The sequence below is a fragment of the Burkholderia sp. HI2714 genome (assembly GCF_002223085.1).
GTDB classification, from domain to species: domain Bacteria; phylum Pseudomonadota; class Gammaproteobacteria; order Burkholderiales; family Burkholderiaceae; genus Burkholderia; species Burkholderia lata_D.
On sequence record NZ_NKFM01000067.1, the window covers coordinates 42,266 to 61,971 of the forward strand.

At 64.2% G+C, this 19,706-nt stretch carries 10 protein-coding genes; 2 read left to right on the forward strand and 8 right to left on the reverse strand.

Annotated features, from left to right (window positions below):
* The first annotated feature begins 28 nt into the window (after positions 1–28).
* A complete protein-coding gene (locus tag CFB82_RS36935; protein WP_089487281.1) occupies positions 29–1,141 on the forward strand; it encodes an alkene reductase in 1,113 nt (370 codons plus the stop codon).
* 94 nt (positions 1,142–1,235) lie between these two features.
* Here the strand turns inward: CFB82_RS36935 and CFB82_RS36940 are convergent, their stop codons facing one another.
* The 3 genes from CFB82_RS36940 to CFB82_RS36950 form a co-directional block, all read right to left on the reverse strand.
* On the reverse strand, positions 1,236–1,910 hold the full coding sequence (locus CFB82_RS36940) for a phosphohydrolase (protein ID WP_069250235.1): 675 nt from the start codon (positions 1,908–1,910) through the stop codon (positions 1,236–1,238).
* Positions 1,911–2,003: 93 nt separating this feature from the next.
* Positions 2,004–3,902 (reverse strand): amidohydrolase, encoded by a 1,899-nt coding sequence (locus CFB82_RS36945; protein WP_256990659.1) that lies wholly within the window; start codon positions 3,900–3,902, stop codon positions 2,004–2,006.
* A 144-nt stretch (positions 3,903–4,046) separates the two neighbouring features.
* Complete coding sequence (locus CFB82_RS36950) at positions 4,047–7,004, reverse strand: ATP-binding protein (protein WP_089487283.1); 2,958 nt, start codon at positions 7,002–7,004, stop codon at positions 4,047–4,049.
* Positions 7,005–7,405: 401 nt separating this feature from the next.
* Between CFB82_RS36950 and CFB82_RS36955 the strand changes: the two genes are divergently transcribed.
* A complete protein-coding gene (locus tag CFB82_RS36955; RefSeq protein WP_089449356.1) occupies positions 7,406–8,326 on the forward strand; it encodes an AraC family transcriptional regulator in 921 nt (306 codons plus the stop codon).
* A gap of 92 nt (positions 8,327–8,418) precedes the next feature.
* Here the strand turns inward: CFB82_RS36955 and CFB82_RS36960 are convergent, their stop codons facing one another.
* From CFB82_RS36960 to CFB82_RS36980, 5 genes are all read right to left on the reverse strand, one after another.
* Positions 8,419–9,852: an aminotransferase-like domain-containing protein gene (locus CFB82_RS36960; protein ID WP_089487284.1), complete on the reverse strand. Its 1,434-nt coding sequence runs from the start codon at positions 9,850–9,852 to the stop codon at positions 8,419–8,421.
* A gap of 220 nt (positions 9,853–10,072) precedes the next feature.
* Positions 10,073–10,528, reverse strand: coding sequence for a DUF3331 domain-containing protein (locus CFB82_RS36965; RefSeq protein WP_089449354.1), 456 nt, complete (start codon positions 10,526–10,528; stop codon positions 10,073–10,075).
* Between the two features lie 311 nt (positions 10,529–10,839).
* Positions 10,840–12,015 carry an ATP-binding response regulator gene (locus CFB82_RS36970; protein WP_089449353.1) on the reverse strand — a complete coding sequence of 392 codons (1,176 nt, stop codon included), beginning with the start codon at positions 12,013–12,015 and terminating at the stop codon, positions 10,840–10,842.
* Between the two features lie 5 nt (positions 12,016–12,020).
* A complete protein-coding gene (locus CFB82_RS36975; protein ID WP_179255504.1) occupies positions 12,021–14,672 on the reverse strand; it encodes a hybrid sensor histidine kinase/response regulator in 2,652 nt (883 codons plus the stop codon).
* 1 nt (position 14,673) lies between these two features.
* On the reverse strand, positions 14,674–19,671 hold the full coding sequence (locus tag CFB82_RS36980; RefSeq protein WP_256990660.1) for an AAA family ATPase: 4,998 nt from the start codon (positions 19,669–19,671) through the stop codon (positions 14,674–14,676).
* Between the last annotated feature and the right edge of the window lie 35 nt (positions 19,672–19,706).

Genomic DNA, 19,706 nt, shown 5'->3' on the forward strand with positions numbered 1-19,706 from the left:
GCTCCACGTCGAAGAAAAGGAGTCCACCATGTCTTCCCTGCTCAGTACCTATGATCTGCGCGGCCTCGCGCTGCCGAACCGCGTCGTGATGGGACCGATGACGCGCTCGCGCGCGCCGTCGCGCGGGCTGCCCACCGAACTGATGGCCGAGTACTACGCGCAGCGCGCGTCGGCCGGCCTGATCGTGACCGAGGCGACCAACGTCAGCCGCGCGTCCGCCGCATTCGAGCTGACGCCGGGGCTCGTCGACGATGCGCAAGCCGCCGGCTGGAAGGTCGTCACCGATGCCGTACACGCGAACGGCGGCCGCATCTTCGCGCAGCTGTGGCACGGCGGCCGGGTCAGTTCGCTGACGCTGCTCGGCGGCGCCGCGCCGCTGTCGCCGTCCGGCGTGAACGACGACCTCGAACAGCTGCAGGTCTGGGCGCAGTTGCAGAACGGCTATTACACGAAGATTCACGCGACGCCGTCGCGCGCGATGACGACCGACGAAGTCGTCGCGGCCGTCGATGAATTCCGGCAAGCGGCGACGCGTGCGATGGCCGCCGGCTTCGACGGCGTCGAGATCCATGCGGCGAACGGCTACCTGCCGCACCAGTTCCTGTCGTCGACGCTGAACCGCCGCGACGATCGCTACGGCGGCTCGGTCGCGAACCGCGCGCGCTTTCTCGCGGAAATCGTCGACGCGGTCGGCGGCGTGATGCCGCTCGGCCGCGTCGGCGTGCGGATCTCGCCGTACGCGATGTACAACAACGTGCGCGATGCCGATCCGGATGCGACGCTCGCGTACGTCGGCCGGATGCTCGACGACGCGGGTGTCGCCTACCTGCACGCGGCCGACACCAACGGCTGGAGCGGCGAGCCCGACCTGCCGCGCATCGTCGAGCACGCGCGCCGGTCGTTCCGCGGCACGCTGATCGTCAACGGCGGCATTTCACCGGACGCGGCGAACGCGCTGATCGACGCAGGCGACGCCGATCTCGTCGCGTTCGCGCGCGCCTATATCGCGAACCCCGATCTCGTCGAGCGCCTCGCCGCACGCGCCCCGCTCGCGGAGCCGAAAAACGTCGGCTGGTACGGCGGCGACCGCGCGGGCTACGTCGACTATGCGCGGCACGACGCGGCCGAATCGCCCGCGTAACCGGCGGATGCCCCGCGCACTGCACGGGTCGTCGCGCACCGCATCGCGATAGCGCGGCTCGCGCGGCCGATTCCCGCGCGGGGCAACGGCGCCGTCACGCGTCGTTCCACCGCGCGCCCAGCACGCGCCCGCAGAAATTCGGCCGCTGGAAATCCGGATCCGCGCGTTCGAGCACGTCGGCGCTCCACGTGCCGAAAGTCGACTGCGGCCGATGCTCGACGCCGCGCGCGACCGCGGCAAGGAAGGTTTCGCGAAATCCGCTGCCGCGCGGGTAAGCCGCGAGCACCGCGGTGCGCTCGTCGGCGGTGTAGCTGTCGAAATCGGTTGCCATCAGATCCGTCGACACGGCGCGGGCCAGCGCACGGGCGAGCGGCGACGCGCGCGCGGCCACACCGGGCGTCGTATGCAGCGCGATCGCGCGCCATACGTCGTCGCGCATGCTGCGCGAGCGCCGATGCCGCACCAGCAGCGCGTGCGCGGCATCGGCGCCGTCGAGTTCGTAACGTTCGGGCGAGCGGCAGTAAGCGGGGCTCAGCCCCATGTTCGCGTACATCGCGGCGACGTACAGCGCATCGGCATCGCACCCTTCGCCCGCTCGCCGCGCGGCGAGCGACGCGAACACGAACACGCGCGCGGCATGATCGGCGAGCGCGGCAGGCAACGATGCGCGCGCCGCGTCGGCCGCCTCGACCGCTAGCGTCGTGCGCGGAATGCTGACGCCGGCCACTTCGTCGCCGGTCGACGGTGCGCGCGTATGCGCAACGTTCATCGTGTCTCCTTCCTGTCCCGTGCACGGGACGAAAAATCGTTCAAGGCAAGGCCGTGCGCCGGCCACGGCGGCGCGCGCACCGGTGCGTGCCGGCTAGCACACGGCGCAGCGGCGGCCGCACGCTTCGCAGCGGCCGCCGGCCGCGCTGGCCGTCGGATAGCGCGGCCGCGCGAAGCGGCGCCCGGGGCCGCGTGCCCGGCACGCATCGGTAGCGGGTTCCGTGCACGCGTCGCCCGCCGCCGATGCGCGCGGACCGCCGTGCCCGTTCGTACCGGCCGCAGGCGTGCCGCCGCCATCGGCGACCGGCGACCATCCGGGGCTGACGGGGGGCGGCGGCGGCGCGAGCGACGCAAATTCCCGTTCCGCGTGCACGACCTTGCCGTCGACGACCGTCAGCACCGACGACAGCTGCGGGATGCGCGCCGTGTCGATCGTGAAATAGTCGTCGCTCAGTACCGCGAAGTCCGCGTAACGGCCGGGCATCAGCGCACCCTTGCGATGCTCGTCGGCGGAAAACCATGCGCTGCCGACCGTGTAGCGGCGCAGCGCCTCCATCCGGCCGAGCCGGTTGCGCGCCGGATACAGCACGGTGCCGCCGACGCTGCGCCCCGACACCATCCAGTACAGCGCGACGAACGGGTTGTAGCTTCCCGCATCCAGCGCGCCGGAGCCCGCCCCGACCGGCAGCCCGGCCGCGAGCATCGCGCGGATCGGCGGCGCGCGCGTCGCCGCGGCCGCACCGTCGCGCGCGATGAATGCTTCGCCCTGGAACGCCATGCGCGGCTGCACCGTCACGCCGCCGCCCAGCGCCGCCACGCGCGCGATGTTCGCATCCGACATCGTCTCGCACCGGTCGAAACACCAGCGCAGCCCGGCGAACGGCGTATCGCGGTTCACCGCCTCGAACACGTCGAGGAAGCGGCCGATCGACTCGTCGTAGGTCGCATGCAGCCGGAACGGCCAGCGGTGGCGGACCAGCAGCCGGACGACGGCGGTCAGCTCCGCTTCGACCGACGCGGGCAGTTCGGTGCGCGGGTCGAGAAAACTCCCCAGATCGACCGCCGAAAACAGCAGCCGCTCGCCCGCGCCGTTCGCGCGCAGGAACGCATCGCCGTCGCCAGGCGAGGTCAGCGCGATCCACTGCGCGAAGTCGTCGATTTCCCGGCCGGCGTGCCGTGCGCCCAGCGCGTACGCGATGCGCGTCGTCAGTTCGCCGCGGCGTGCCAGCGCGATGACCGCCGCGTAATCGTCCGGATACGCAAGACCGTCGCCGCCGGCGTCGATCGCGCTCGTCACGCCGACGCGGTTCAGCGCGCGCATGAACTGCCGCGTCGAGTTGACCCGGTCGGCCGCGCCGAGCACCGGCGCGCGCGCGAGCGCCGCGGCCAGCACGGCCGGATCCGGGCGCGCGAGCAGCAGCCCGGTCGGCCGCCCATGGCGGTCGCGCCGCAATTCGCCGCCCGGCGGATCGGGCGTGTCGCGCCCGTAGCCGATCGCGCGCAGCGCGGCCGCATTCAGCCACGCGCTGTCGCCGAGATGCTGGATGAATACCGGCGTGTCGGGTGCGATCGCGTTGAGCTCGGCCGCCGTCGGGCCGCGCTTTTCCGCGAACTGCAGCGCGGTCCAGCCGCCCGCCACGCGCGCCCAGTGCGGCGCGGGCGTGCGGCGGACTTGCCGGCCCAGCAGGTCGAGCGCGTCGGCCAGCGACGGCACGCCGTCCCAGCGCACCTCGAGGTTGAAGTTCATGCCGCCGCGGATCGCCTGCAGGTGCGCGTCGATCAGCCCCGGAATCACGGTACGGCCGTTCAGATCGATACGGGTCGTGCCGTCGTGCGCATGGCGCAGCACGTCGCGATCGTCGCCGGTCGCGACGATGGTTCCGTCCTTCACGGCGAGCGCGCGGACGAACGAGCGCTGTTCGTCCTGGGTCGCGATCTTGCCGTTGAACACGACGAGGTCCGCCGAACGCGCGGGTTCCGTCGCTCTAAGCACCGTCGGGCCTCCCGTGCACGCCGGCGCACGACGCCGCACGACACGTCCTGCTTCCCGCCGCCCACTGGCACGCGGCCGCACCGCCTGCGTCGGCACGCCTGCTGCGATCGCGCGGCCGCACTGCCGTACCGGATTCGCGCATCGTCATGCCGCCTGCTGCGCCGCGTCGGCGGCATCGCGTCGCGCGCGCGTCAGGCACGGCGCGAGCGGCGCATCCTGACGGACGAAGTTCTGCACCCGCAGCAAACGGCGCACGTCGTGGGCGCGCGAATGCGGATCGAAGTGCCGCGCGACACCGGCGACCAGCGCCGACGCCTGCGCGGTGTGCCCGCGCTCGATCAGGTGATCGGCGAGATCGAGCGAGCTGCGCAGCGCCCACATCGCGGCGCCCTGCGCGTTCGCGGTCTGGATCGCCATCTGCAGATGACGATGCCCGTCGGCCTCGTACGCCACGGCGAGATCCGCGCCGACGGTGCGCGCCTGTTCGAGCATCGCGACGCCTCTCACGCGCAGCAGTTCGGGGACGAACAGGTGCTCGCCGTGCGCGCGGCAGCGCGCGAGCGTCGCATCGAGCCGCGTGCGCGCTTCATCCGCGCGGCCGGTCCGCACGAGGCCCTCCGCGTACGCGACGGTCAACGGCGCGAGCACGCGCCGGAAGCCGCTCGCCTCGACGCGCCGCAGCGCGGGTTCGAGCCGCGCGAGGCCGGCGCCGGGATGGCCGGCCTGGATGTCGAACTCGCCGGTCAGGCATTCCGCGTGACTGCGCCAGATGTCGAAACCGTGCGCGTCGGCGGTCGCGCGCAGCGTCGCGAGATAGTCGGAGGTGATGTCGTGATCGCCGTAGCGCAGCGCGATCGGCACGGCGGCCGCGCCGAGCACGATGCACAGCGAGAGCGGCGACGGGCTGCGATGCGCATGCTCGACCGCCTGCGCGGCGACCCGCATCGCGTGCTCGGGCTCGCCTTGCATCCAGAGCAGACGGATCAGCATCGTGCGCCCGAGCGTCGCCATGTCGACGCCCAGCGCGGCCTGCGCGCACGGCGGTTCGCCCGCATCGGCGAGCTCGGCCATCGCCGCTTCCAGCCGCTCGCGCGCCTGGGCGTGCTCGCCGAAGTAATGCAGCGACGTCGCGACCATCGTGTTCGCCAGCAACCGCTGCGAGCGGTCGCCGCGCCGCTCGGCCGCCCGCTCGAAGCGGGTCGCGTAGCGCAGCGATTCGTGAATGTCCGACAGCGTCAGCATCGTGTTCCACAGTCCGACCAGCGCGCGCGCGTCGAACGCATCGTCGCCGATGTGCGCGGCGAGACCGAGCGTGTGGTCCCACATCGCGGCGGCGGCCAGCGCGTCGCCGTCGGTATGCAGCAGCGCCGACGCGCAGGCCGCCCGCAGCCGCATCTCGCGCGCGGCGTCAACCGGGTCCGTCGCGCCCGTGTCGAGTCCGTCGAGCAGCTCTCTCGCGCGCGCCGTGCACGCGCGCATCCGCGACGGCTCCAGCAGCGCGTGCGTCAGCCGGTCGGGCTCGGGCACGTCGGCGACCTCGGCGGCCTCGGCGGCGTCAGCCGGTTCGTCCACGGCCAGCGCGGGCGCATCGGCGGGCGGCACGTCGGCGGGCGTCACGGGCGCCACGAGACGCACGGGCGCACGCTCGCGCTCGTACTCCGCATGGCGCGCGACGATGCGCTCGAACTCGCCCTCGTTGTGCAGTTTTTCGAGCGCGTATGCGCGCGTCGATTCGGTCAGCCGGTAGCGCGCAGACGCGCCATGGAACTCGACGGTCACCAGCGATTTCGCCACCAGCTCGCCGAACACCGCGATCATGTCGGCGGCCGACGTGCCGGGCTCGGTGGCGACCGCCTGCGCGGCATCGAACGAAAACGGCCCGATGAAGCACCCCATCCGGCGAAACAGCGTGCGCGCGGCCCGATCGAGCAGCACGTAGCTCCAGTCGAACGTCGCGCGCAGCGTCTGATGACGCGGCAGCGCCGAGCGCAGCCCGCCCGTCAGCAGGTTCAGCCGGTCGTCGAGACGCGAGGCGACGACCGCGAGCCCGAGCGTCGCCACGCGCGCCGCGGCCAGCTCGATGGCGAGCGGCAGCCCATCGAGGCGCCGGCAGATGTCGCCGATCAGCCGCACGCCGGCCTCGTCGACCGCGCAATCCGGCGCGGCCGCGCGCACGCGTTCGAGGAACAGCTCGACGGCCGAACAGCGGACGATTTCGTCGGCGGACGCGTTGCCGTCCGGCACCGCGAGCGGGCTCATGCGCAGCACCGCTTCAGCCGAGATGTGCAGCGGCTCGCGGCTCGTGACGAGCACGCGCAGCGAGCCGGCACTCGACGTCAGCGTTTCGACGAGGCTCGCGACGAGATCGACGATGTGTTCGGCATTGTCGAGCACGAGCAGGCAGCGCGACGCCGCGAACGCGGCACCGATGTCCTCGACGGCGGGCGCGCGCTGCGTGTCCAGGCCGAACTCGGCCGCGAGGGCGATCAGCATGTCGTCGCGCGTCCCCGCGCGCGCCAGCTCCACGAACAGCACGCGCTCGCGCGAGCGGCTGCGCACCGCGTGGGCCACGCGTACGGCGAGGCTCGTCTTGCCGATGCCGCCCGCGCCGACGAGCGTGACGACCGGCGTGCGTTCGAGCATGTCGACGATCTGCGCGATTTCGGCGTCGCGCCCGACGAGCGGCGCGAGCAGCGACGACGCGGGCGCATCGGGCGCATCGGGCGCATCGGGCGCATCGGACGATACGGCGATGGCCGGCGGCACCGCGACGGCCGGCGCTTCGGCCACGGGCACGAGGTCCGGGCCGGGCGACGCGCTCGCCACCAGCAGGTAGCCGCGTCCGGGCACCGTCTTGATCAGATCGCGGTTCGCGCCGAGCGCCTTGCGCAGCGTCGCCACATGCACCTGAAGCCGGTTTTCCTCGACGATCAGGCCCGGCCAGACCGCATCCATGATGTCGTCTTTCGACACGACCGACCCGCTCGCGCGGTGCAGGACTTCGAGAATGTCGAGCGCGCGCGCGCCGATGCGCAGCGACGAGCCGTGGCGCCGAATGTCGCGCTGCTCGAAATCCACCGACAAAGTTCCGATCTGGATCATGGCCGCCTCCGGGTCCCTCGGGATGGCTGCCGGATGAACGCGGCAGTTCATCCGGCAGGAAGTCCGCGTCCGGCGCACCGTTGCACCGGACGGAGAATGTCGAATTCCGGACCAAGTGTAGACAGATGGCCGCTGAAAATCTTGAAGGAAAATGCGCTCGGCACGCGGATTTCGGTCGGGCGCGGCCGGCACGATCACTTGCGTGTCAAAGTGGGGCGCTATATTCTGCCGGACCGCTCGTGCAGGCGTTGCGCCGGAATACGCCGCCACCGCGCACCCGCATTGAAAGCAATTTGTCAGAATGGCGAGCGTACGTTTATGCAAATTCATTTTGAACGTTCGCGTGCGCATCTAAACTGGACTCGTCATTTCACGCACCGAGTCCCTCGCTGGGGAATTCCATGTCAGACACCGTCATCGCCGCGCCGGTGACAGCGCCTCCGCCGCTGCCGAAAGACACGCTCGGCTGCGTGTCGAGCCTGCTGGCGAAGGATGTCGAGACGACATCCGGCGGCCTGAAGCTTCACCGCAAATGCATGCGCGAAGCGCACGTCGAGCGCATCGAGATGCCGCCGTGCGAACGCGGCTTCCTGGTCGGCGTGTCGCTGAACGGCGGCCACCGCCGCACGCTGTATGGGCGCGGCGCCGCGAGCGAACGCCGGTTCGAGCATCACTCGATCTACATTCGCGATTTTTCCCGCCCTTTCCACGCGGATCTGTACGGCAACTTCGACTTCGTGCTGGTCGAGCTGCCGCATGCGTATCTCGAACGCGTCGGCCCCGAGCACGGCGGCCAGCCGATCGGCGGCCTCACGTGCCGTCCCGACGTCCGCGATCCGGTGCTCGGGCATCTCGCGCACGCGGTAGCCGACAGCCTCGACGCCCCCGGCCCGCTGAACGCGCTGTTCATCGAACAGATCGGGCTCGCGATGGGCACGCATCTGGTGCGCCGCTACGGCAATGCGCGCACGCGCGAGCTCGAACGCAAGGGCGTGCTGTCTCCCGCGAAGGTGGCGCGCGCCCAGGAGCTGTTGATGGAAAAGGCGGACCTCGGCGTATCGATCGAGGAAGTGGCGAACGAATGCGACCTGTCGCGCGGCTATTTCATCCGCGCATTCTCGCGCACCACCGGCCGCACGCCGCACCAATGGCTGCTCGAACAGCGCGTAATACGCGCACGCGAACTGATCGAGACGTCCGACATGACGCTGGCCGACATCGCGGTCGCGTGCGGCTTCTCGGACCAGAGCCATCTCAACCGCGTATTCGCCCGGATCGTGGGTCATCCGCCCGGCGTGTGGCGGCGCACCCGGTCGCGCTGAACGCTCGTGCGTCGCGGCGCACGGCGCGCGTGCGCCGGATCGTCGCGTGCCACTCGTCGGACGCGATCTCCGATTGATCGAACAACCTCGTACTAGACGCAGAAAAAGTCAGGGCTTTGTGCGAGTCGGCCGACGGTTACGACAGACTGCTCAACATCAGAGGACCAAGGACTACTGTAGTTCAACCGGATAAAACTTCGGTAGTTCCCGGTGGCCGAGAACATGTAGCCGGGGCCGATCGTGATCCCCTGCTCCAGCGCGAGCTGGTACAGCCGCATTGCATCGAGCTGCGCGGGCAGTTCGACCCACAGCACGTAGCCACCCGCCGGGCTCGAAATGCGCGTGCCTTCCGGAAAGAATCGCGACACCATCGCGCGCATCAGGTTCGCCTGCTGCGCATACGCCTTGCGCAGGCGCCGCAGGTGATGCTCGTAGCCGTCGCGTTCGAGAAACTCCGCGATCGCGAGCTGCGGCAACGACGGCGTCGCGAGCGTGTTCAGGAATTTCAGCTTCTCGACCTGATCGCGGTAGCGGCCCGGCAGCGCCCAGCCGATCCGGTACGCGGCCGTCAGGCTCTTCGAGAACGACGAGCAGTGCAGCACGATCCCGCTGCGGTCATACGACTTCAGCGAACTCGGATGCGCATCGCCGAAATACAGCTCGTTGTACACGCCGTTCTCGATCAGCGGCATCCCGGTCTTCGTCGCGAACTCGACCAGCTCGCGCTTGCGCTCGTCCGGCATCTGGAAGCCGAGCGGGTTCTGGAAGTTCGGCATCACCATGCACGCGGCGATCGGCTGCGACTTCGCGATCGCGGCCAGCGCCGCGATGTCGATCCCGTACTCCGGATGCGTTGCCACCTCGATCGCCTTCATCCCCATGCGTTCGATCGCATGCAGCATCGCGTAGAACGTCGGCGATTCCACCGCGATCGTGTCGCCCGGCTTTGCCACCGCCTGCAGGCACAGATTGATCGCCTCCGTCGCGCCGACCGTCACGATGATCTCGTTCGGGTCCACCGACATCCCGTTCTCCAGGTAGCGGCGCGCGATCTGACGGATCAGCCGCGGATGGCCGGGCGGCAGCCCGTCGGTCACGCCCCACAGCGACTTGTCGCGACCGGCCTCGTATACGTAGCGGTTCAGCTTCTCGAACGGGAACAGGCTCGGGTCCGGATACGGCGAGCCGAGCGGCACCGCGTCATCCGTGCCGACCGAGCGCAGCGTCGACAGCACGAGCCGGCTCACGTCGACCGACGACGAGATCGCGATCGGCTTCGATGGCCGCAGCTCGCGCACCGGCGCGTGGCCGTCGTCGCGCCGCAGCTTCACGAAATAGCCCGACTGCGGTCGGCTTTCGAGCAACCCGCGGCTTTCCAGCAGCAGATACGCATGCAGCACGGTCGTGATGCTGATCCGATGTTGCTGGCTCGCCTGCCGCACCGACGGAATCCGGTCGCCATGCCGATACACACCGTGGCGGATCAGGCGCTCGATGTCGTCCGCGAGTTTTTCGTATCGCTTCATTGAGTCCCTTGCTTCCATGTGGCTGGAATTGGCTGCGAGATTTCGGACACGGCATCACACCGAGGTGACCAGTCTCAGCAATTTGGATTGCTTGCGTTGTCGTTAGCTGCAAGTGATCTGAATGCGTAACTGCGCTGCTGTTGCAGGCGAATTAGTAGCGTAGGCCAACGGTGAATCAGAATCTCTTCCTTCGCAATCCTGCTGAACATAGTGGAAGAAGCTAGTTCGGACCAAGGGGACGGACATCGCCAGAGGAGTCGTAAACCGCCTTGCTTCGTCCCCGCAACGTTCGCGGCAGAAACTCATCGAATGCTGACGCAAGTACCATCTCGCGGGAGTTCGCGGGGCGTTTCGCGCACCGGATCTGAGGCTTGTAGATCGCATCCCCGCAACGGATCACGCGCCCCGTCAGCGCGCAGCGGCCGACCGTGCGCGCCTTCGCAATGATCCAGCGTTGTTCATCGTAGCGGCAGTGAGTCGGGTCACTCCATGACAACAAGACCGACGAATCGGTATTCCGCTCAGCTGAAACGATTGCGGTTCGACGCCGCGGGATGCTGCTAATCGAAACGGGCACGTCCTTCCGTCCTCGGATGCGGGGCACCATCCAGCGATCCGCGTCGAGCGGTGGGTTTAGCAGCGAAATCACTCGCTCCCAGCGATTGAACTCGTTCATGGCGGAGTATCCAAGCAAATGACAAGCGGTCCAGTTACTTCGGGCCCGTTCGCATCGCAAGTTCTTCGTGTGCCATCGCGAATCGCCGCGGAATACAGCGAGTGACCCAAGGCTCACAATAATTGAGCCGTCACTGAAGAGTCTTTGTCACACGCTTAAAGGATCTGCAGCACCTTAATCAGAGAAGCATCGCGCCGATACCGAGTCGCGACATGTGTGCAGCGAGCCGACGTCGAAGCACTTTTCCCGCCCCCTTTCAGCGAAGTACGCGTCTCGTAGCGAAGCCCACGAGGCGCCCCAACAAGCATCCATCAACTGGAACGATGCCGGTGACTGTCGAGTCGCCGGGAAACCGTCAGCTTTACCGCCAGCCCAGGATTATTGTCGGCCAGGGTTAGCGTGCCTCGATGCAACGTGGCGACGCTCTGGACCAACGAGAGTCCCAGGCCCACGCCAGGCGTACCCCGGCTCGCATCGCCACGATAGAACCGCTCCGTTACCTTTTCCTTTTCAGCAGCAGGGACCCCAGGACCATCGTCTGCAACCGATATCTCGATGAGGTCGTCACGTTCGTTCACTGACACAATCACGCGTGATTTCGCGTACTTCAGCCCGTTGTCAATCAGGTTGCCAACCGCTTGGGCAATAAGTAGTGGATCCACCACTGCGTCCAGTTCGGCGGGACAAGCATGCGAAAGCGCAATCCCACCCAGGTCGGCCAACGGCTGGTAGAAGTCCACCGCCTCGGACGCGATTTCTGCGACATTACTGGCAACAAAGCCGGACCTTCGAACCCCTGCGTCGATTTCGGCCAGACGGAGAAGCGCATTGAAGATGCCAATCACTCGGTCGATATCATTGAGCGAACCCTCAAGTCGCTCAAGACCGTCAGTATCGAGCTTGTCTTTCAGATCGAAGATCATCACCTCCATCCGCGACCGAAGTTCAGCGAGGGGCGTCCGCAAATCATGAGCAATTGCATTCGATGTGTTGCGAACGCTGTTTATCATCTCCAGCAGCGCCTCTTGCGCTTCCTGTCGCCGCTCCACTTCTTCATGAAGACGCGCGTTGCGATCCTGGAGAGCCATTTGCAATCGCCGCAGCTTGACGTGCGTGCGCACCCGTGCGAGCAATTCCTCCATTTGCAAGGGCTTGGTGACATAGTCGACTGCCCCAACCTGGAAACCCGCGGTCTTGTCTTCCGTACGCGATAGCGACGTCATGAAGATGATGGGAATATCCCTCGTCTCAGGCTTGGCCTTCAAACGTTGGCAAACCTCGAACCCGTCCAAGCCTGGCATCATCACGTCGAGCAGTATCAAGTCTGGGCGCACAAGCACCGCACGGCTCAGTGCCTCTTCACCGTCCCGCGCAATCGAGACTTGCAGACCGCTGCCCTCAAGGAAGTCGACCACCAACCCCAAGTTAGCCGCCGTATCATCAACCACCAAGACTACAGGTGGATCTTTTCCGAAGTCATCTGGCATCTGGACTAACTTCCATTTAGATTTTTCTCGATGAGCGCAACTAGCTCTCGGGACTCGAAGTTCTCCGCAAGATTGCACACCTTGTTGGCGAAATCCTCGTAATGGCTGTCGCTTGTTCGGAGCGACTCAATGTGTCGAATGACTTCCCGCATCGAACCTCTGAGCGCGAGGTTGTGTAACACCTCCATGCTCGCCCGAGGAGGAAGGACGAATGGCGCCGTTGCTTCGACATCGGAAAGTTTTGTACCGCTCTGACACGAGCGATCCGAGTGGAGTTCCACTGGCGTGCACACGTGGTCCGGTGCGTCATCAACCATGCCTCCACCCAACATCGATTGACTACAACCCATGTCGTCAGGTTCGGACGATTCCCGGGAGGAATCTTCGATCAACAAATCGAACCCGAATTTACTTCCCCGCCCATATTCACTCTCGACGAAGATTTCGCTACCCATGAGGCGAGCCAAATGCTGGCTGATGGAAAGTCCCAAGCCTAGACCGGCACGCCTACGTTCGCTGTCACCTGCCTGCTCAAACGGCTGAAACACGCGCTCGATATCGTCAGGCTTGATACCAAGCCCGGTATCTGTCACTTCGAACCTCATGACACTGCCTGGAAGCATCTTCACCGAAAATGCCACCTCTCCGACGTCCGTAAACTTCACTGCATTGGACAACAAATTGAGCAGCACCTGCCGCAATCGTTTTTCATCGACACGAATGATCGCCGGGAGGTCTGGCGCAATCGTGCAGGTCAGAACAATCCCCTTTTCACGCGCTCGCACGCTGACCATCTCTGCAAGCATTTTGAGAAAGGGTGCAAGCAACAGATCCATTGCTTCCAGATCAATCCGGCCAGCGCCAGTACGCACGAAGTCCAGCAAGTCATTAATCAACGTGACAAGATGCGACCCACTTTGCTCAATCAGCGACACATGTGACTTCTGACGCGTGCTTAGCTCATCACTACGCCGCAAAAGTTGCGCGTAACCGAGAATGCAGTTCAGCGGCGTGCGAAGTTCGTGGCTGATATTGGCCAGGAACTGATCCTTCGCCTTGTTGGCAGATTCCGCCTCGTCACGAGCAATGCGCACAGTCTCCTCGAGCGCTTTGCGTTCCGTGATGTCCTGGAGAATGCCGATCGAATGCTGAACTTGCCGGTCGGCGTCACGCTGTATGGAGACGCAAACACTGACCCACACTGGGGAGCCGTCACCACGCATGAGGACTTTCTCCTCTGCATAGTGAGAGAATTCATCGTCGATCAGCTTCTTGAATAGATTGACGCTGTTCGGGACACTCCGCCGCTCGGTGATATCCATAAACGTCATCGACAGCAGTTCGTCGCGCCTGTAACCCACGATATCGCAATAGCGCTGGTTGACGCGGAGGAATCGCCCGCTCGGATCGCAGTGCGCTATCCCTACCGCGGCATTTTCAAACGTTCCCCGGAAGCGCTCTTCGCTAGTCCGCAGCGCAGATTCCGCGTACTTCAGGTCCGTAATGTCGACCATGGTGCCGCACACGCGCGCGGCCGCCCTGGAGGAAAGCTGCCTCGATGCGCCGCGCGTCAAGACCCATCGATAAGTCCCGTCGTGATGAAGCAAGCGGTGTTCAACGCCAAAGAGACCCTCTGGTACCCTGCTACATCGCCAAAACGCTTCGCGCAGGCGCTCCCGGTCATCGGGATGAACAAGCTGCATCACGTGGTCGAGGTCCGGTGCGGTATGACCTTCGGTGTAACCCAACCACGTCAGGATGTTCCAACACTTCAGCGACAATTCGCGTCTGTCTTCACCCGGAATCTCAGCCGCCCACACCCCGACTTTCGAGCCGCGCATCGCAACGTCCAGCCTTTCATTGGTCTCACGCAGGATTTCGGCTTGGGCGGCCTTACGCGTTTCCGTCGCATCGCGAATGACAAATACCATGCCGATCACGCCGCCCGAGTCGCTCACGATCGGCGTCCCACGGTTTTCAACCGGTACCGAACGTCCCGCTTTTCCGACCAGCGTTGTCCGCGGAGGAAACTTGATGACACCGCCTTCGCGCAAAACAGCAGCAACGTTGATGTTCAGCGGCGCGGCTGTATCCTCGTCGAACAAATCCAGAACTTCTTCGAGCGGCTTCCCTATTGCGTCGCCCCGCGACCATTCCGTCAACGATTCTGCAACGGGATTGATCAGCGTAATGTCGCCCTTGAAGTCTGTCGCGATGACACCATCACCGATGCTATCCAGCGTAACGGCATAGCGCTGCTCGCTCTCGCGCAATCGACGCTCGGCATCGTGCTTATAGAGCGCCATCTCGACGACCGTCCGCAACTGGACGTCATCGAAGGGCTTTAACACGTAGCCGAATGGCTCGGTCACGGTGGCACGTCGTACCGTTTCCTCATCGGCATAGGCTGTCAGGAAAACAATGGGCAAATTGAACGACTCGCGCAAATGCCGAGCCGTATCGATACCGTCGAGTCCTCCCTCGAGCCGCACATCCATGAGGACAAGGTCGGGCATTTCCTTCGCCGCCAAGGTTATCGCTTCTTCCCCGGTCGCGACACTTCCTATGACGACATGCCCGCATCGATGCATTTGCTGGGCAATGTCACGAGCGACGACCCGATCGTCTTCGACTATCAATATGCGCGCGGCTGACATGTTAGAGGCCGCCTGTCTGTTGTAGTCCGAAGTGAATGTCGAAGGCCGTCCCGCCCGAGCGACGAATCTCCACTGAACCATGGATCTGCCTGGCGAGGTCAAAGACAAGCTGCAGCCCAAGTGACTCCGCAGTTTCCAGCGAGAACTCCGGCGACAAGCCAATGCCGTCGTCGGTGACGCTCAGCCGATATCCGTCGCCTTCACTCGCCACCAACTCGACACGGAGTCGCCCGCTTCGGCCGTCTGGATAAGCGTGCTTCAGTGCATTCGACACGAGTTCGTTGACGATCATGCCGCAGGCTATCGCGCGGTTCATGTCGAGCTGTACATCGTCAACGACAACGTCCAGGTCGACGTTCAATTGACTCAACTTGTAGATACGCGAAAGATGGGCGCAAAGATTCCTGATGTGTGGCGCCATGTCGATGCGTGCGAAGTTGCCCGCCCGATACAGGTTTTCATGGACCATCGCCATCGAACGAACGCGGTTTCGACTCTCCTGAAACTGCTCGGAAACCGCCTGGTCCTGGACGCGTGATGCCTGGAGGCTTAGCAGACTGCTGATGAGTTGCAGGTTATTCTTCACCCGATGGTGTACCTCCTGCAGGAGCGCATCCTTCTCTTCAAGCAGCGCCTCGACCTGCTCCAGAGATGCGTTCTCGATCGAAATCGCCGCCTGCGACGCCAGCAACTTGAGGACGGTCATCCGGGATGGCGTGAACGCTCCGGGAGCAAGCTCGTTCTCAAGGTACAGTGCGCCGACCAACCTTGTCTGCTTGACCAGCGGCAGACATAGTACCGAGCGCGAAGCCTTTCCACTAAAGTACTCGTCTGACGAAAACGGGTTCTCCGTCGTCGCGTCGTCAACCAGCAATGTCTGTTGGGCGCGAAGGCAATAGTGAAGCATCGAAAGCGGCACGGTCTTCTGCGAGGCGGCTCGCCGCTCTACGTGCACCTCACCGCCCTCAGTGGCTTCGGCTTCGATAAAGAGCTGTTCTTCGTGTGGAAGAATGAGCAGCGCACGTCGAGCTCCCGTATGCTCAAGGAGAATGGTCATCAGCGTGTTCATCAGGCGCTCGAGCACCCGCTCGCTTGAAATTGCCTGTGAAGCCTTGACGACCGTTTCCACTTCCAGCCGATTCTCGCCGACACCAGACAACGAAGGCCCGAGTTCGTTGGCTGCAAGGCCCGGATAGGCTGAATCCAGAATTTTGACCTTGGCCATCGCCCCCCAGTTGAGGTAGGCCGACCGAGCACCTCGCAGATAGACTGCCGCGATCGTTGCGAAGTCCCGTTTCACGTAGAACCGGCCAGCCAGTTCACACGCCAAGCCCTCGAGATGCAGGAATCCGTTGCTGCGAGCGCCCTCGATGGCCCGTTCGTACAGACGCATCGCTTCCAAAGCGTTACCGTCCATACGCGCGATTTCCGCATCGACCAACGCTGCACGAGCAGCGAAGTTAGCAGGATTGGCCAGTGCCCAGCCCCGAAGCTTATTGACGTGCTCGGCGAGTTCCGCGTCCATGACGACGTCGGCTTGTGACGAGAGGTTCTCCTTTGCCGCGAGCAATGTCAGCGCGGAAAAGAAGTGATATACGGCAAGCTCTTGATGTCCCCATGTGGTCCACAACAAAGGCGCTGCCTTTTTCCCGGCCTCCATCGCGCCCGCAATGTCGCCTGCGAAATACTTTGCTTCTTGTTTGCGGATCCAGTACCAGCACGCGGCAATATCCAGCGCACGGTTGTCTGCGAAATGTTGCTCCAGGGCGCTCTCGCTCGGATAGTCCGCGTCGACTGAACCGAACCATGGCGTAGTCCCTCGGACTTCACGAATCAGCGCGAGCTGCGAATTGATGATGTCCACGATCAGCCCGAACCCGGCACGACGGACGATTCGCAGCCGCTCGACAGCCAGTTCTTCAACGTCAGCCAGCGGAACAGAAGCCGCAAGAAGCGTCGTGACGAGGCAGCAACTGGAGAATCCGATGTACGTAAGGTCACCGCTTTGCGATGCAACCTCGAATGCTCGTCGCAAAAGTGGAATCCCTGCTCGTATGTGCTCCGTCCATGGCATGACGTGGTAAGCAAAGCACATGTAGACGCGTGCACGGAACCGGTCGAGCCCCTTCTCATCGACGAGCGCCATCGCGAGCTTGCCAAATTCGTACGCGGTGGCGTAATCCCCGAAGAGCGGGCCGACAACCATGCCCAAGTAGGCAAATCCCAGCGACGATGCATCGGCATTGCCGTTCGCGATGCTCAAATTCGCCATGGTCGTCAATATCAGACACACCAGGTTCTCGTCGGTGAAAAAGGCCGGTGGCAACGCTGCCGTGAAAACGTCCAGCGTTGCTTCCAGCACTTCATCGTCGAGCAACCGGTTATCCCGCAAAGCAGCGATCGACCCTGTCTGAATTTTGGCGACTAGCTTTTCGTACTCTTTATCGACTTCTCCGCGGCCAGGATGAGGTACCCAATTGACGCCGACCGCGCGCAGATAGCCCAGGCAAATTGCCACCGCTTCATCCATCTGGCCCAAAGCGGTATGCAGCGTAATCCGCAGGAAAGCAACGGCTGCCTTGTCACGTACGCTTTCAGCGTATGCTTCAAGGCGACGCAAGCGCTCGTCTGCCAACACCGGGCTCCCTGCAAGGAACGTGCACTCTGAAAGCAATAGTTCAAGGGAGAATTTTTCGCGGTAATGGGTCTGCCATGCTCGATCGTCCAATATCTCGGCGCCAACCTCGAGATAGGTCAGCGCGGTCCCATAGGCAGCCGCGTCTCGCGCGCGACGGCCCGCGCGCAGGTTCAGGAGGGCGACACGCGTGCGCACCCGCGGTTCGCTTATTGCGTGGAGTGCCCGGTTGTACTGGTTGACGATCTCGAAGACGTTCCGCTCGAAACTCGGGTCCATCTCTCCGGTATCCAACCGAGCGCCTATCCGCAGATGCGATGGCGCACGCTCTGCTTCGGCAAGCAGCGCGTACGCAGCCTCTTGAATCCTGTCGTGGACAAAAGTGTACCCATCCGACCGGCGGTAAACGAGGCCTTGCGCTATTGCGTCAGCGAGCGCAAGGTCAACTTCACCGTTCGACTGCCCGCTCACCTGGGCCAGGACCGACGTGGCCACCGTGGCGCCAACGCAAGCGAAATCAGCAAGCAATTGTCGTGTGCGATCGGGCAGCCGCCCAATCCTCTGCACCATCAGGTCGACGACGCTATCCGGGAAAGCAGCCTGCGCAATGTGGCGCATGTTCCACGCCCATTCTCGTGTGGCACGGTCGAACGTCAGATGCCCTTCGTCGGCCAGCACGCGCAGGAACTGAACGGCAAAGAATGGATTTCCCGCCGTTTTCTCAAACATCAACTGCGCCAACTTGCCCGTCTCTGGCGCATCACTGCGCGTGGCGTCACGGACGAATCGTTCCATATCGCCAACCGCCAAAGGTGCCAACAACAGATGCTGGACATGAACGGCGGCACTTTCTCGTGCGTCGCCGATGATGCGCGCAAGGGGATGACTAGGACCGACCTCGTTGTCGCGGAACGCCCCAATGAGCAATAAGTGAGCAATGCCGGCCCCCTGCCCGAGCGCCTCCAGTACCGAAATAGTTCCGGCGTCCAGCCACTGGAGATCGTCCAGAAACAATACAAGCGGCTGTTCGGGCGTGGCGAACGCCCCGATGAACCGTGTCAACGTTGTAACGAAGCGCTTCTGTGCCTCCGGAGGCGGCACATCCGACATCATGGGTTGCGGCCCGATGATCTCCTCGAGCGCCGGGATGAGGTCAGTGAGCAAGCGGCCATTCGATCCCAGCGCCTGTTCGATGCGCTTGCGCCACTTTGCCAGTTCCCGCTCGTCCGCCTTTTGAACCTGCTTGACGATCGATTCCATGCTCTGCGCAATCGTCGCATACGGGATATCACGCTTGTACTGGTCGAACTTGCCTGACGCAAATCGCCCGCGGCACATCACATGGTGGAATTCTTCGACCAGCGCCGATTTCCCGATCCCCGAGTAACCGGACACCAACACAAACTCGGTGATGTCGGCACGGGCAACCCGGTCCAAGGCATCAGTCAGCGCGTTTAGCTCGGGTTCTCGCCCGTAAAGTCGGTCAGGAATCAACAGCCGCTCGTGCGAGTCCATCGTTCCGAGCAGGAACGGTGCAAAGCCCGCGCCTCCACGGAATTGCGCTTCGCATAAGCGCAGGTCATGTTCGACGCCGCGGGCCGTCTGGTACCTATCCTCCGCTGCTTTGGCGAGTAACTTGTCGACAATGGCTGCGAGCGATTCGGGGACGTGAGGAACATGCTCATGCAGCGGCGCAGGCTTGCGTGCCGTGTGGCAGTAGAGCCATTCCCCCGGGGTGTTCGCGGAGTATGGATACTTCGTCGTCAGCATCCAATAGATGAGGATACCTAGCGAGTACAAGTCGGAGCGTGGATCGACGGGCCGATTGACAAGCCCGGTTCGCTCAGGCGCGAGATACGGATAGGTGGCCGCATGCGTGCGGGACAGATCCCCCTCGATGCCGGGAGAACCGACCAATGCGGCAGCTTCAAACCCCGTCAGCGCTACCGCCCAAGTGGCAGGCTGAACAAGCAGATGTGCCGGCCGTACATCATTGTGTATTACTTTTCGCCGGTGGAGCACGTCCAGGGCGGACGCTGCATTCGCGGCAATCGTCAGGATCTGGTCGAACGAAAGCAGGGACGTATCCAGTGCGGACAGGGGAACGCCGCCCGGGTCCTTGAGAAGTAGCGAAATGGAGGAACTGTCCCGAACGAATTCAACAGGCAGCGTGAAGCGTGGACCATCCAAGTGGGCGCGAAGCGAATAGACGTTCTCGAGCAATGCCAGCGTTTGTCCGAGAGGTTGGCTAGCGGCTGGCCTCAGAGCCAATCGCGACGCCCCGCCATCGGCCGCCTCGATTCGCGATAAAACGAATATGCCGTCGTCCCATAGCAATTGGACCATCGATTCTTCAAATTCCATGATTCTCCGTCCGTTCCCTTCGCTCCGACGCGCGC